The sequence below is a fragment of the Mediterraneibacter butyricigenes genome (assembly GCF_003574295.1).
Taxonomy (GTDB): Bacteria; Bacillota; Clostridia; order Lachnospirales; family Lachnospiraceae; genus Mediterraneibacter_A; species Mediterraneibacter_A butyricigenes.
In genome coordinates, this window is sequence record NZ_BHGK01000001.1 from 1,695,905 (window position 1) to 1,710,981 (window position 15,077).

The window sequence follows — 15,077 nt, forward strand, 5'->3', positions numbered from 1 at the left end:
TTTTTTGATGAAGGATTGCTTATTTTTCAGCGTTCTGACGTTCTTCTGTCAAACCAAGTACCTGGAAGGTATTTGGGTCAACCAAAACACCATAGTCCTCTTTTGCCTGATCTGCTGTGATGTATTCGTTTTTTACATCCATAGCTACTTTTTCGGCCGGCCGCTTGAATGGATCTCCATATCCACCACCGGTTGCAGTAACCATGCGGACAACATCATTGGTATTCATAACACGGCGTGCAGTGATTCCCATTGGTTCGCTTACGGTTCCATCTGCATCGATAAACTGTAAGTAATTCACAGAACCGTCCTTACCGCCGGCAGCTCCCCATACCGGCCATTTATTTCTGCCAAAGGCAGCCGTAAAGGTCTGATTTTCATTCATGGAACGATATACGCGCACCGCACCGCTTCCTCCACGGAATTCACCGGCACCGGCACCATCTGTATGAAGACTGTGCTCGTCGACACGGATACCATAGCGGGTTTCTGCCATTTCAACTGGAACGTTATAGGTTTCTCCGTCACCAACGCAGAAAAGTCCTACTTGTCCATCGTGTCCTTTGCAGGCACCCCATCCACCAACGGTTGGTTCGATAATCAAGTAATCATTTCCGGAATCCTGATGTTTTCCCGCCATCAGAACCGTACAAACAGAGAGTAAATGTCCTGCACCTAGAGATTCTGGGAAAATAGGTGCCAATGCTTTCCATACCAGGTCGATGACATAGATCATACTTTCGTAATAACAGGAGGTGGCTGCCGGTCGATTGGCTTTTAACACACTTCCGGGTTCGCAGATGGTACGCAGTGGAGCAAAGACTCCGTCATTGACTGCAAGCTCTGGCCCTACTACTGACATAAAGACTACCTTTACGCCTGCATATGCTGCGGTTGCACCGGAGTTTACACATCCTACAACCTGTGGATCACTGCCGGTAAAGTCCGCAACAAATTCGTCATCAGTAATGGTGACTTTTACCTGCAAATGAACCGGATTGCCATGTCCGTCGTCATCCATGTATTCATCCATTTCCCATGTTCCTTTTGGCATTTCAGCCAAACGACGACGAGCGATTTGTTCTCCCTGTGATACCAGACGTTTCATAGATCCTTTTACGACATCTGCTCCATATTTATCGCATAATTCGCAAATCCGTTTTTCCCCGGTACGAAGAGAGGAAATCTGCCCCCACATGTCACCCTGTGAAATTTGAGGATACCGCATATTACTGCGCATCAGATCCCATACAGGTTCTACCAGTTCTCCACGGTCCACCAGTTTTGTGCCGGAAAAACACATGCCTTCCTGATAAAGATTTGTTGCATCTGTGGTAAAGGATCCGGGTGCCATTCCTCCGATGTCACTCCAGTGTGCTTTATTTCCGGCAAAAGCGATCAGCTCATCGTGATAGAAGATGGGCATTACCATTCCTACATCAGACATATGGGTTCCGCCACCCATAAACGGATCGTTAATAATATATACATCTCCAGGATGGAGATTTTCTTTTCCGTGTTTTTCTACTACCGCGCAAATCATCGGGGAAATCATACCGATAAATCCGGTAACACCATTTCCCTGTGTAAGCAGGCGTCCTTCCGCATCTGCGATACCACTTGCATAGTCCAGTGTTTCGTAAATAATCGGGCTCATGGAAGTCTGTGCAAATGCATAGAAAATTTCATTACTTACTGCAATCAAAGAGTCTTTTACGATATCCAGTGTGACTGGATTGATTTTGTCGTTCTGAGCCATTATTCCACCTCCGTTTCTATAATCAGGTTGCCGTATTCGTCGACACTCAAGCGTTGTCCGGGGCAAACTACAGTTGCGGTAGTAGGTTCTTCTACGACTAACGGACCTTCTGCTTTTGCACCGTATCCAAGTTTGCTTCGATCATAAATCGGTGTTTCCAGCCATCCGTCTTCACTGAAGAATACACGGCGTGTTTCTTTTAATGCACTAGAAATACTGCCGTTTTGAGGAGCAATTTTCTGTAAAGCCGGCTTATTCAACTGACCATATGCTACGAGATGAAGGTTTACGATTTCTGCCGGGGTATCTGGCAGAGAAAAAGTATAAAAGTGTTCATGAGTCTTATGGAAGCGCTCCATGATTTCTGCACGGTCTTCTTCCTTCCAGGGATAAGCAGGAGCCGGTACCTGTACGGTGTGTTCCTGTCCGGCATAACGCATATCGGCAATAAAGGTAAAGACAGCCTGATCTGTTGTAAGACCTTCGGAAGTCAGAATCTTGTGAGCTTCTTCGATTTGGGATTTCCACATTGCGTTCAATTCATCCATAGGAACATTTGCAAAGGAAAGAATCTTTGTCTGAATAAAATCATGACGAATATCGCTCATTAACATGCCCCATGCGGAGAAAACAGAAGCTGCTACCGGAACAATGACTTTACGGATATTCAGTTCTTTGGCGAGAGTCGGTCCATGCATTGGACCTCCGCCTCCGAATGCAACCATTGCAAAATCGCGGGGATCATATCCACGTCTTACAGAAATCAGTTTCAGGGCATTATTCATATTAGAATCTGCCACACGAATGATACTTTCTGCGGACTCTTCGGCTGAAATACCAAAATGTGTTCCGACTTTATCGGATAATGCATTTTGTACATTCTCCAGAGAGACTTCCATATCGAAGTTCTTTGTAGAAAGACGACCTGCGATCAGGTTGGCATCCGTAGTCGTTGGCTCAGTTCCACCTTTTCCATAGGCAACAGGTCCGGGAAGGGCACCGGCACTCTTTGGTCCGACTTTCAGGGATCCGCCTTCGTCAATCCATGCGATGGATCCACCACCGTTTCCGATTTCCACAATATCGACAACCGGTGCCATAATCGGATATCCGGCATGACGCTCATCTTTTTCGATATAATAGGAAGTTGTTACTTTTACGGCACCCTGATCAATCAGAGAACATTTGGCTGTGGTTCCACCAACATCGAATGCAATAATGTTCGGTTCGCCAATGAGTTTTCCGAGAATGGAAGCTCCAAACACACCGGCAACGGGTCCGGATTCCACAATATTTACAGGGGTCAGTTTTGCCTGATCAAAGGTGGTGGTTCCACCGTTGCTCTGCATAATGTAACGGTTTTCCGGAACCCCGGCATCGGTCAGTCTCTGACCTAAGCGATTCAGATAAGAAGAAGCAACAGGCATAACATAAGCGTTTAGAACAGCAGTTGAGGTTCTCTCATATTCACGCCACTCTTTTGTGATGTCAACAGAAGGGCAAACGTAGACTTCCGGCCAAAGCTTTTTGATTTTTTCGACCGTTTTTCTTTCATGTGCTTCATTTGCGTAGGAGTTAATGTAGCAGACCGCAATCGCTTCTACCTGTTCTTTTTTCAGATATTCTACAGCAGCGCAAATATCTTCTTCGCTTAACGGCGTCAGAATGTCACCCTTATAGCTGATACGTTCGGTTACTTCTCTTCGTAAATAACGTGGAACAAAGGGGGTCGGTTTTTCGCAGACCATGTTAAACAGATCCGGACGATTGCCTCGTGCCAGTTCCAGAATATCACGGAAACCCTTTGTTGTAATCAATGCCGTTTTTGCACCTTTTCGTTCGGTCAATGCATTAATAATGGTTGTGGTACCATGAAAAAAAGCTTCGATACTTTTCATATCTATCCCGCTTTTTTCCAAAACATCCATAACGCCCTGATCAAAATTCGGCGGTGTGGTATGTGACTTTTCCAGGATCAAAGATCCGTTTTCATCGATTGCCACCAAATCAGTAAAGGTGCCGCCAATGTCAGTTGCAACTTTCATAGTAGGTTCCTCCTTGTATATTATAATTTTATGTACAAAAATTTAAGATTAAAATTTTTGCCATGATATGAATTCAGTGTATCACAGATAGGTATTTCTCACAATCTATTATTACACTAAAGCGTTAAACCTATCGTGTTAATATGGAATCGAGAAAAGAAATATGCTATGATAAAAGAAAACAAACAAGAAGAGAATATTTTCTTAAAGAAAGGGAGAAAGAATGAAACAAAATCGTGTGAACGCTGTATTGAAAAACATGGAATCAATGAATTTGTCACAGATTTTAATTACGGATCCGTTGGCTATCTTTTATCTGACCGGTCGAATGATCAAACCTTTTGAACGTTTTTATGCGCTTTATTTAAATCAGAATGGGAATCATAAAATCTTTATTAATCAGCTGGAAACTGTGCCGGAGGATCTAGGGGTGGAAAAGGTGCGATTCACAGATTCTGATCCCTATCTGGATCTTGTGATAAAAGCCATCGACTGTAAAGAACCACTGGGAATCGATAAAAATATGGCAGCAAGATTTCTTCTTCCACTTATTGATAGAAAAGCAGCTTCCGGTTTTGTAAATGCATCATTGGCACTTGATCAGGCGCGTGCGGTCAAGGATACACAAGAACAGGAGCTCATGCGAAAGGCCTCAAAACTGAATGATATGGCAATGACAGAGATCACTCGTTTTTTCAAAGAAGGGGTGACAGAAACAGAGCTTGCGGAACAGTTAAAAAAAATCTATCGTGATCTTGGAGCGGACGGTCTGAGTTTTGAGCCATTATTTGCATTTGGCGAGAATGCAGCGAGTGGACATCACTGGCCGGATCAAACAAAATTGAAAGCTGGAGACTGTATTGTGGCGGACATTGGCTGTACCTGGGAAGGCTATTGTTCGGATATGACCAGAACTTATTTTTATAAAGAGGTCACAAATCGCCAACAGGAGGTGTACAATCTTGTTTTAAAGGCAAATGAAGAAGCAGAAAAAGCCGTTGCTCCTGGAGTTTCCCTTTCTTCTCTGGATCAGATTGCCCGAGGCATTATCACGGAGCAGGGATATGGAGCTGCTTTTACACATCGACTTGGTCATTTTATCGGGCTTGAAGCTCATGAATTTGGAGACGTTTCTTCGGCTTCTACAGGTCAGGCTGTTGCCGGAAATATTTTCTCGATTGAACCCGGAGTATATCTTGAAAAGGATATGGGGGTGCGGATCGAAGATCTGGTGCTCGTTACGGAACAGGGATATGAAAGGCTGAATCATCTTTCCAAAGATCTGACAGTGGTAGAATAAGAAAGGAATTCTTATGAAACAAAATCCGATTGCTACAATTATTTTTTCAAATGGTGGGAAGGTTCAGATGGAACTTTATCCGGACATCGCTCCAAATGCAGTTACCAGTTTTATTTATCTTGCGAAGCAAGGAGTTTACGATCATTATCCGATCGAGAGGATTGTTCCGGGATGGGTTCTGGATATGAGTTATCATGCCTTCCATAATCCGAAAGCCTGTTATTTTATTCCAAATGATGTAAAATCCGGGAAGTATCTGGAAGCGACTCCGGGAACCATCGGACTTGGTGGGTATGGCGCACCTGAAATCGCGGGAGGAGAATTTTTCTTTCCGCTTGCAGACTGTCCTTCGATTACCGGTGTTTATCCTATTTTTGGAAAGATTACAGATGGGATGGAACAGATCCGATGGATGGAACAACTGAAGACCTATCCTGTGCCATATCCGGATGCGCCGGATGTCAAGATTAATACGCCGGTTCGACCTGTATTTATAGAAAAAGTTCAAATCGAAACCTTTGGGAAATGTTACGGAGAACCTACTCGCTTAGAAGGGATAGAAAAACCACTTTTCTGGCCATGTATTTATCCGTGAATACAGAAGAAAAGATGGTACAGACATGGAGCAATCTGTGATATAATAGAGATAGGTGTAAAAAGACCGGATCCGAAAGCAATGGGATTGGGCCTTTTTCATTCCAAACATTACAGAAAAGATCAAAAGATCACAGGAGGAGCGAATATGAGTACAGCGCATAATGAAGCGAAAAATGGAGAGATTGCAAAATGCGTCCTGATGCCGGGAGATCCGTTGCGTGCGAAATTTATTGCAGAGACATTTCTGGAGGATGCGAAGCTTGTAAACCAGGTGCGGAACATGCTAGCATTTACCGGAACTTATAAAGGAAAAGAAGTGACAGTCATGGCAAGTGGTATGGGAATGCCATCCATCGGAATCTACTCTTATGAACTGTTTTCTCAGTATGGAGTAGAGCAGATCATCCGTATCGGTTCCGCAGGAGCTTACACCACCGACCTGAAATTAAGAGACGTGGTACTGGCTGACAGCGTATGGAGCGAATCCAATTATGCAAAGAGACAGAACGGATGCGAAGATGATGTGATGTATCCGAGCAAGGAACTGAACGAAAAGATTCAGAAAGTTGCAGAAGAACTGGGCAAGAAAGTGATTTTAGACAGAGTACATTCCAGCGATGTGTTCTATACAGAAGATAATGTGGATACTTATGCAGACATTTACAGAAAGCATGGATGTACCTGCGTAGATATGGAAAGTTTTGCACTGTTCCACAATGCCAATGTTCTCGGAAAGAAAGCAGCGTGCCTGCTGACCATTTCTGATTCTCTGGCAACCGGAGAAGAGGCATCTACCATGGAGCGTCAGACTTCCTTTACGGACATGATGGAGATCGCTCTGAACGCAAGCATCTAAAAAGTATTAGATCGGGATACAGGAATCCGACAGAATAATATAGAACGATTGGAATGCAGAAAAACTATACAGAAGTCGAAAATTCAGGAAGGAAAATTCGACTTCTGTTTTTTTTTGTCGAAAATTCGGAGATGATTGATTTTAAAGAAAGCTTCTGAGATAATAGTACAAAAATCTGAAAATGGGAAAAACAAAACTAGAAAAGGAACCAAAAAACAAACCGAATGGAACTGATTTCGCGGAAGCGACAGATAGGATAGGAGTTGCGGAATGAGAAACAAAAGCAAAAGAAAATGGAGCTGGAGAATCGCAGCATTCATGGTGTTCACAGGTCTTCTGTTGATGACAGGATGTGTCAGTGAAATACCAGTATCTGAAACGGGACAGGAAGAAATGCAGAAGATCATTGTAGGAAGTGATCGGTACGAACCCTACATTTATCTGGATGAAGAGGGGAAATTTTCGGGAATCGATGTGGAACTGATGACGGAAGCATTTCACAGGATGGGATACGAACCGGAATTTCGGGAAATTCTCTGGGAAAACAAGAAGGATGCGCTGACAGACGGAACCGTGGACTGTCTGTGGGGGTGCTTCAGCATGAACGGCAGAGAGGATGAATACCAGTGGGCAGGGCCTTATTTATATAGCAGCCAGGTGGTTGTGGTGCGTGAAGACAGTGAGATTCAGACAGTTTCAGACCTTACCGGGAAAAGGATTGCAGTTCAGGAGACGTCGAAAGCAGAGGAATATCTGTTGCAGTTGAACAATGAAAAAGTGCCGGATGTGGAAATGGTTTATGCGTTTTCTAATATGGATGAGGTCTATGCAGCACTGAGAAAAGGTTATGTGGATGCGATCTGCGGACATGAATCAGCGTTGAATGTTCTGGTGGAGTCGGCACCGGCTCAGTATCGGATTCTGAAAGAAAATCTATTTGCCGTCAGGCTGGGGGTAGCCTTTGATAAGACATATGATCCAGAGTTTGTGAGAGAACTGGATCAGATTCTGAAAGATATGATGGTGGATGGAACGACTGCAAGGATTGTAGAACGATATGGCTTGGATGTGGAAAAAGCTCTGGACGGAGGTGACTGACGTGAAAAAACAGAAGAGACAATCCGGAGAGTTTAGATGGGGAGTTTTTGCGGCAGTTGGGTTGGTGGTGTTTTTGCTTCTGATGAACCGGATTTTTACAAATGTGTCGATGCGAGACGCGGAAACGGCGGGAGAAGACACCGTCAGTTATGTGAAGGAGCGGTTGGAGACGTATGAAAATTATCAGGCAAATGACCGAACAAAAAGTCTGGTACGTCTTCTGGATAAAACCAGAGAGTTTGTAAGAGATCTGGGAGAGGATGATGTAACAACAGAAAGAATGTCGGAGTATATAAAGGAGCAGAGGCTTGACGGAATCCTGATTCTGGATCAGAATCTGCAGGTAGTGGAACAGGTAGTTTCTGGAGAAGAGACTGACCAAAATCATAGGTTGGACTGGGGGAAAGCGTTGCAAAACGACACGCTAACAAAGATCATACGTTGCAAGAAAAAGGTTTATATGACGCGAACCGAAACAAAAGACGGAAGTTATGATTTGGCGGTGGTTGCCAGAAAGAATCGTTCGGAAGTGGTGATTGCTTATATTCGGCAGGAGACGATCACAGATGGAGTCAATGATATGACATTGGACAGCAATTTTGAAAATATAATGCTTGCATATCAGGGGCTTCTGGTTATTACAGATGAAGAGAATACAGTTGCTGCAAATAATCTAAAATTGTGTGAAAAGAAAGCGGAAGACTGGAAAAACATGTATGAATCCGGCAGAAGAATCCATGGAGATGGAAACGGAAAACTGCGAAAAGTAGTGTATCAGGGAAAACAATGGTATATGTGGGCAGATAACTATAAAAACAACCAGATCTATGTCCTGTTTTCTGTGTGGGAAATCTTGCTTCCTTATTATAGGATTGTTCTGGGGTTGGTGATTCTGTATCTGATGCTGTTCGGGTCCGGATTCTGGCTGTCGAGACGAATTGAGCGCAGATGCTTTCGGAATCCGGCAGATATGAGCAGGGAAGATGAGAAGGATGAAAAGGAGCAGAAGAGTCTGAGAAAATACCGTATGGAAAATTCAGATTTGGAACAAGTGTCGTTTTCTCTTCGGAGTCTTCTGGAGAAATTGAACGAAATGATTCGGATGCAGTGTGAGGGAAAGAACATTACCTATCGGGTAAAGGAACCGGAGATCCTTCATGACCGTCTGATCGGCTGTCCCATTTACTTTCAGCAGATTTTAATGAATCTTGCCGGAAATGCGGTAAAATATAATGTAGAAAACGGAAACGTGACGGTAGGATGCAGGGAGATTTCCTGTGATGGAAATAAAGCAGAGTTTGAGCTGACCTGTGCAGATACGGGAATCGGAATGAGTGAGACATTGCAAAAACAGGTTTTCGGCTCTTTTTCGAGAAAGTCTGAGGTTGAAAATACAGAGGAAAGCAGATACGCGGGTGCCGGTCAGGGAGTGTCTATGGCAGGAGAACTTCTGGGACTTCTGGGCGGAACCATGGAACTGGAAAGTAAAGAAGGGGAAGGCAGTAAATTTACATTACGCATTTCGTTTCGGATAGACCCGGTCTTTGAGAATAAAGTTTTAAAACGAAACATACAAACGCGATAAATGTTTCGTTTTGAAACGGTATATTAAAAAAACGGAGTTCTGAGAAAATAAATCTTCCGAAAAATGAAGGCTCAGCAAAAAGAAGATCAGAAAAACAAAAGAGTAAGGAAAACGAAGATTCAGAAACTAAAGGACAAGAAGGGATAAGGGGGTAGGATGGCAAAAGGAAAGCATCAGAAATTTAAACTGTACCGGCTGGCGCAGATCATGCATTACCGGGTGGATAAGATGCTGAAAATCCAGATGTCGGAGGAAGAACGGGAAGTTACTTTGTTGGCGGACAATTCCCTGGCAGGCGTTATCATTGACCGGTTTGGAAAAGATGTGATGCTGATTCCGAAGGATGAGAAGCAGTTCACGGTTCATGTGAAGGTTCATGTCAGCCGTCAGTTTCTTGGCTGGGTATTTTCGCTGGGAGAACAGGTGAAGATTACAGGGCCGGAAGAAGTAGTGGAAGAGATGCGGCAGGAGGTAAAACGTCTGATGAGTCAATATCATACTGGAGAATAAAAAGGAAAAACCGGCTTGAATAAGGCTGGTTTTTCTGCTTTATAAATTGACACTGAGAGGAGGGAATTTTATAATTAGCAGGAGAGTTTCTTTGCAGACGGAAGGGGAAAATAATGAACAATAGTGCGACAAGTGTGAAAAGGATCAATGTGATCGTGACGATTCTTTTTTCACTGATTCTGATCTTTAGTCTGGCGATCCAGGTGGAGAGCAATCGAAAAAATGCGAAAATGACATGCAATCTGGTACTGGATCAGTCGGAGGGCGTGATCGACCGGAATGCCGGAGAGAACAGCGAAATAACGGATTTTATAGAGAAAATGCCGTTTACAGAGACCGTGACACTCTATATTTTTGACCGGGAGGTGGACTTCTTTGTCCCGATCAAAGGAGGATCCGGGGAAAGAGTTTCCGGCGTGGAGAAATTAGATGGGGAATGGAACTATACCGTTGCCGAGGTCTATAAAGACTATAAGATGGTGGTAGCCTATCCGGTCAATACAGCTAACAGTAATGTGCCGGTAATGGCGGGAATCTTGTTGATTTCTTTTTTGCTCGCCATGGGAATTTTAAATATTGTGATGCGAAAATCCATAGGAGAACTGGAAGATACCAACTCTATCATAGCAAATGCAGGATTTGGCACCTGGTACATTACACTGGCAGAGAAACAGAAACCGAAAATGTTTGCAAATCCGATGATGCAGGAAGCACTGGGGATTGAGGGAAAAAATCTGACAGAAGAGGAAATCTATGAGTTCTGGCATTCAAGGATTCCGGAAGAGGAACTGCCATCGGTGGAAGCAAGTGTACAGGAAATGTTAGAGGGCAAGGTCTCTGAAAATACTTATCGCTGGGAACATCCGGAGAAGGGCATTATTTATGTGAGATGTGGTGGCGCGGCTTATAAGATGGAGGGTAAGAAACAGATTCTGGGCGGATATCACGGGGATGTAACGAAGCTTGTATTGGAAGAACGGAACCGGCAGCAGGAACTGAAAAAAGCCAAAGAAGCGGCGGAACGCGCTAACGTGGCAAAGACCAGTTTCCTGTCCCGAATGTCTCATGACATCCGTACCCCGTTAAATGGAATCATCGGGCTTCTGAAAATCGATGAGCAGCATGCGGATAACCGGGAACTGGTGGATGCCAACCGGGAGAAGATCCGAGTATCGGCAGACCATCTCCAGTCTCTGATCAATGATGTTTTACAGATGAGCAAGCTGGAAAATGGGGAATTCAACCTGGAATATGAGGCTCTGGATTTGAATCAGTTGTCCAGAGATGTGCTGACGATTGTGGAAATGAGAGCGGCAGAGGCTGGAATTACACTGGAATATGGGAAAGACAGCGACGAAGTGAAATATCCATATGTCTATGGAAGTGCCTTGCATCTGCGGCAGATTTTTGTGAATGTTTACAGTAATGCGATCAAGTATAATCATGTGGGTGGACGGATCATGACCCACTTTAAGCTTCTTGGACGAGAAGGGGATCAGGTACGATATGAATGGCAGATTTCTGATACGGGAATCGGAATGAAACCGGAATTTCTGGAGCATATTTTTGAACCATTTGCACAGGAACGGACAGACGCAAGGAGCATTTACCGGGGAACCGGACTGGGAATGGCTATCGTGAAATCATTGATCGACCGGATGGGCGGAACCATAGAGGTCACCAGTGAGGAAGGAGTCGGAAGTACCTTCCGAATCAAGCTTTCATTCCGGATTGCTGCGAAAGAAGAACTGATCGAGAAAAAGGAGCGGCTGAAAGAAGGCAGTGTAGAGGGGCTGCATCTTTTGATGGCGGAAGACAATGAGCTGAATGCGGAGATTGCCAAACTTCAGTTGGAAGAAGCAGGAGCAGAAGTAACGGTAGTGAAGGACGGACAGAAGGCGGTTGAATTGTTTGAAAAGCTGCCGGCGGCAACCTTTGATGCAATTCTGATGGATATCATGATGCCGGTGATGGACGGTCTGAGTGCCACAAGAGCGATCCGCGCACTGGAAAGAGAAGATGCGGGAGAGATTCCGATTATTGCCATGACGGCAAATGCATTTGAAGAAGATGAAAAGAAAAGTCTGGAAGCGGGCATGAATGCCCATCTGTCCAAGCCATTGAAAATTGAGCTGGTGGTGGCGACCATTGCGGATCTGGTGAAGTAGTAATGTTAGTGTACAAGATTTACCAGGAAGATGGCAGTACCAAGGATTGTAAGAACGACACCGGTTGCCCGGTTTAATGTGATGGCACTGGCCTTGTTGGCAAATTTGGCAGCAATCCTTGCCCACAGCAGGGTAAAGATGATGCATAAGGTCAGCGGGAGCAGATCCGGCATGCCACCGATCATAAAGTGACTTCCGGCTCCGGTCAGTGCGGTGAACGTCATGATAAAGACGCTGGTACCCACTGCAGTTTTCAATTCGTAACCAAGAACGCTGGTGAGCAGAAGCAGCATCATCATTCCACCGCCGGCTCCGATAAATCCACAGATGAATCCTACACCTGTTCCACACAGAACAGACTGCAGGATTCTTTTTTTGGGGCTGACATCTGCCATAGACTCTTTGGTGGTCATGACCGGTTTGACGATGAATTTGATTCCGAGAAGCAGCGTCATGATGGTTGAGAAGCTACCCATAGTGCTGTTGGGAACTTTGCTAGCGATGAAGCTTCCGATAAAAGTAAACAGAAGAACGAAGAGCATCATGACCAGTCCGTTTTTGATATCCAGATTCTTGTTCTTGCCATAGGTGTAAGCGCTGATGGCACTGGCAAGGACATCGCTGGCAAGGGCGATTCCTACCGCCTCATAGGCAGGCATGCCGAGAAAAGTGATCAGCATGGGACTGATGACGGCAGCGGCACTCATACCGGCAAATCCGGTTCCGAGCCCGGCTCCCATGCCGGCAAAAAAGCAGATAAGAATGGTAAAAATCAGAGTCATAAATGTGAGTCCTCCTTCTGAGATGCATTGTGAAGAATCCGGTCTGTCATGTCGCGGAAGAGTTGAAGCTCTTCTTCGGAAAATCCCTGGAATAACTGATCGCGGAACTGTTCCTGCGCCTGCCGACCGCTTTGGATGATATCCCGGGCAGCAGGTAAAAGCCGGAGATGAACGGTTTTATGGTTATTGTCTGTGTGAAATGGTTTCAGTAAATTTCTCTGGATCAGAGAGTTGACTGCCACAGAGACATGGGACTTGGTCAGCTTCCGGATCCGGACGATTTCTGCGGCTGTATCAAACTGCGGATTGTTGGCAAGAAACATCAGGATATCAAATTCCATCTGGGTCAGAGAGTAGTTCTGACAGACCTCTTTAGTACAGGTTCTGTAAAAGGAAAAAAAAATTTTTTGATGTTCCCAGAATTGCATGCGGCAACGCCTCCTTTTTGTGAATAGTTCTATTTTGAACTAAATAAAACGAAAAGTCAAGTGCTTTAAAGGGATTCATGTTTTTAGTCTGAAGGAAAGTCAAGACTTTAATGAAAAAGAACAGAATAAATTTACAGAAAGAACCGGAAAGAGAACGGGGAAGAGACGGGAAAACAGTATAATGTTTGATAGGGAAGAAGATTAATGGTATAATTTCAAGACAAAAGCAGAACGAAAAACATCGTGGAGGACGGATGGATGAGACAGTTATTTGAAAAACTGGAGAGTGTGGAAGCGGAGAAAACATCGTTTGTGATCTCGGCGCTTAGATCAGAACATTTGGGAAAAAAGGCGGTGGTTTCCGGGGGAGAAGTTCTCTGGGAAAATGACGGAGACGACTGGTTTGCGGGGCTTGAGACAGACTGGTCTGAAATCTGCGACAGCGGAGTTGTAAAGATCGGAGAGGAACCGGTCTTCTGCGATCTCCTTGGCGGAGAGAACCGACTGGTGATCTGTGGAGCCGGTCATGTGTCGATTCCTGTGATTCGGATCGGAAAGATGCTGGGGTTTGATGTGACGGTGATTGAGGATCGTCTGTCCTTTGCAGATGGAGCGAAGGCAGCGGGGGCGGATCAGGTGATCTGTGACAATTTCGGTCATGCCCTGGAGTCAATCGAAGGAGATGACAGTACTTATTTTGTGGTGGTGACGAGAGGACATCGTTATGATAAGGATTGTCTGCAGCAGATTCTAAAGAAACATTATCGTTATCTTGGAATGATTGGAAGTCGTCGGAGAGTCGCGATGCTGAAACAGGCATTGAAGGAAGAAGGATATTCTCCGGAGAAGCTGGATGCCATGCATTCTCCCATCGGACTGGATATCGGTGCGGAGACACCGGAGGAAATCGGGGTGGCAATTATTGCGGAGATCATCGAGGTGAAGAATAAAAAAGGCAGAACCAGAGGGTATTCCAAGGAGATGATCCGGGGAATCCTGGATGCGGAAGACCGAAAGGAAAAAGGGGTTCTGATGACCATTATTACCAGAAAAGGATCCGCGCCACAGGGCGTCGGTGTAAAAATGTTTCTGAAAGAGGATGGTACCTGTATCGGAACCATCGGCGGCGGCTGCATGGAGGCGGCACTGATTCAGAAAGCCAGAGTCATGATCCGGACCGGACAGGTTGAACCAATGATCGTGAAAGCGGATCTGACAGGGACCGACGCGGAGGAAGACGGTATGGTCTGTGGAGGAATTGTGGAAGTACTGATGGAACCGGCAGGAGTCGGAATTCTGTCTTAAAGGGTAAAAATCAGGTAAAATTAGAGTTGCCATTCGTGTCAAAATCGTGCCTCTCGTGCAAGATCAGACATTTTAGAATGAAAATATGTTATGGTAGAAAGAAGAAGTCAGGACAAGACGAAAAAGAAGAATACAGCCGGATGAAAAGGGTGAGGTCTTATGAAGAGAACCGGACGAAAAAATTCTACGATAATATGTTTGCTGGGAATGAGCATGCTCCTGAGTCTGGGAGTTTGTGTTTTGATGGTCCCGATCGAAGGAAAAGCAAGTTCACGGGATGTGCGGGTGTCTATGGTGGAAAGTGAGACGGAGCAGCAAAAGAGAGAAAGCAGCCAGGATGTACAGATTCAGGTACTAGAGAACGAAAAGGATTCGGAAAAGAAGGAAACAGGAAATTACGGAACGGTCAGGGAAGAAAATGCAAGAACTGTTTTCTTCTGGAATCTGGCAATTTTTGGAGTGCTTCCGCTGACGTTGATCTTTGTACCTGTCGCAAATTTTTTACTACACCTGTCGCAAATTTTTTACTACAATGCACATTGATTTTGCCTTGCCTTTATGGTATTATAGTATGTTACTCTATATATTGTGCATGTTGCATCGTTCTGTACAGTGTATCACGCTATATATTGTACATGTTGCGT

At 44.8% G+C, this 15,077-nt stretch carries 13 protein-coding genes; 9 read left to right on the forward strand and 4 right to left on the reverse strand.

What is annotated here, in order from left to right; translation table 11 throughout:
- Window positions 1-19 precede the first annotated feature (19 nt).
- Entirely contained in the window at window positions 20-1,759 is a 1,740-nt protein-coding gene (locus tag KGMB01110_RS08465; protein WP_119298009.1) for a hydantoinase B/oxoprolinase family protein, read from the reverse strand.
- Window positions 1,759-3,804 (reverse strand): hydantoinase/oxoprolinase family protein, encoded by a 2,046-nt coding sequence (locus KGMB01110_RS08470; RefSeq protein WP_119298010.1) that lies wholly within the window; start codon window positions 3,802-3,804, stop codon window positions 1,759-1,761. Before KGMB01110_RS08470 ends, KGMB01110_RS08465 begins: the two co-directional genes overlap by 1 nt.
- Before the next feature lie 223 nt (window positions 3,805-4,027).
- Here KGMB01110_RS08470 and KGMB01110_RS08475 point away from each other — a divergent pair, with 223 nt between their 5' ends.
- The 7 genes from KGMB01110_RS08475 to KGMB01110_RS08505 all read left to right on the forward strand — a co-directional run bounded on the left by KGMB01110_RS08475 (window position 4,028) and on the right by KGMB01110_RS08505 (window position 11,918).
- Window positions 4,028-5,104, forward strand: a complete 1,077-nt coding sequence (locus KGMB01110_RS08475; RefSeq protein ID WP_119298011.1) for a M24 family metallopeptidase — start codon at window positions 4,028-4,030, stop codon at window positions 5,102-5,104.
- A gap of 13 nt (window positions 5,105-5,117) precedes the next feature.
- Window positions 5,118-5,699, forward strand: coding sequence for a peptidylprolyl isomerase (locus tag KGMB01110_RS08480; protein ID WP_119298012.1), 582 nt, complete (start codon window positions 5,118-5,120; stop codon window positions 5,697-5,699).
- Window positions 5,700-5,846: 147 nt separating this feature from the next.
- A complete protein-coding gene (gene deoD, locus KGMB01110_RS08485) occupies window positions 5,847-6,557 on the forward strand; it encodes a purine-nucleoside phosphorylase (protein WP_117602964.1) in 711 nt (236 codons plus the stop codon).
- A 270-nt stretch (window positions 6,558-6,827) separates the two neighbouring features.
- Window positions 6,828-7,655: a substrate-binding periplasmic protein gene (locus KGMB01110_RS08490; RefSeq protein WP_119298013.1), complete on the forward strand. Its 828-nt coding sequence runs from the start codon at window positions 6,828-6,830 to the stop codon at window positions 7,653-7,655.
- Between the two features lies 1 nt (window position 7,656).
- A complete protein-coding gene (locus tag KGMB01110_RS08495; RefSeq protein WP_170141706.1) occupies window positions 7,657-9,240 on the forward strand; it encodes a sensor histidine kinase in 1,584 nt (527 codons plus the stop codon).
- 156 nt (window positions 9,241-9,396) lie between these two features.
- Window positions 9,397-9,750, forward strand: coding sequence for a WYL domain-containing protein (locus KGMB01110_RS08500; protein WP_119298015.1), 354 nt, complete (start codon window positions 9,397-9,399; stop codon window positions 9,748-9,750).
- Between the two features lie 113 nt (window positions 9,751-9,863).
- Window positions 9,864-11,918, forward strand: coding sequence for an ATP-binding protein (locus tag KGMB01110_RS08505; protein WP_119298016.1), 2,055 nt, complete (start codon window positions 9,864-9,866; stop codon window positions 11,916-11,918).
- 5 nt (window positions 11,919-11,923) lie between these two features.
- Here the strand turns inward: KGMB01110_RS08505 and KGMB01110_RS08510 are convergent, their stop codons facing one another.
- Together KGMB01110_RS08510 and KGMB01110_RS08515 are read right to left on the reverse strand one after the other, a co-directional pair.
- Entirely contained in the window at window positions 11,924-12,700 is a 777-nt protein-coding gene (locus KGMB01110_RS08510; RefSeq protein WP_243112732.1) for a sulfite exporter TauE/SafE family protein, read from the reverse strand.
- Window positions 12,697-13,128, reverse strand: a complete 432-nt coding sequence (locus tag KGMB01110_RS08515) for a MarR family winged helix-turn-helix transcriptional regulator (RefSeq protein ID WP_119298017.1) — start codon at window positions 13,126-13,128, stop codon at window positions 12,697-12,699. Before KGMB01110_RS08515 ends, KGMB01110_RS08510 begins: the two co-directional genes overlap by 4 nt.
- 258 nt (window positions 13,129-13,386) lie before the next feature.
- Between KGMB01110_RS08515 and KGMB01110_RS08520 the strand changes: the two genes are divergently transcribed.
- Both KGMB01110_RS08520 and KGMB01110_RS08525 read left to right on the forward strand, forming a co-directional pair.
- A complete protein-coding gene (locus tag KGMB01110_RS08520) occupies window positions 13,387-14,433 on the forward strand; it encodes an XdhC family protein (protein WP_119298018.1) in 1,047 nt (348 codons plus the stop codon).
- A 243-nt stretch (window positions 14,434-14,676) separates the two neighbouring features.
- Window positions 14,677-14,976, forward strand: a complete 300-nt coding sequence (locus KGMB01110_RS08525; protein WP_136626684.1) for a hypothetical protein — start codon at window positions 14,677-14,679, stop codon at window positions 14,974-14,976.
- Window positions 14,977-15,077: the final 101 nt, after the last annotated feature.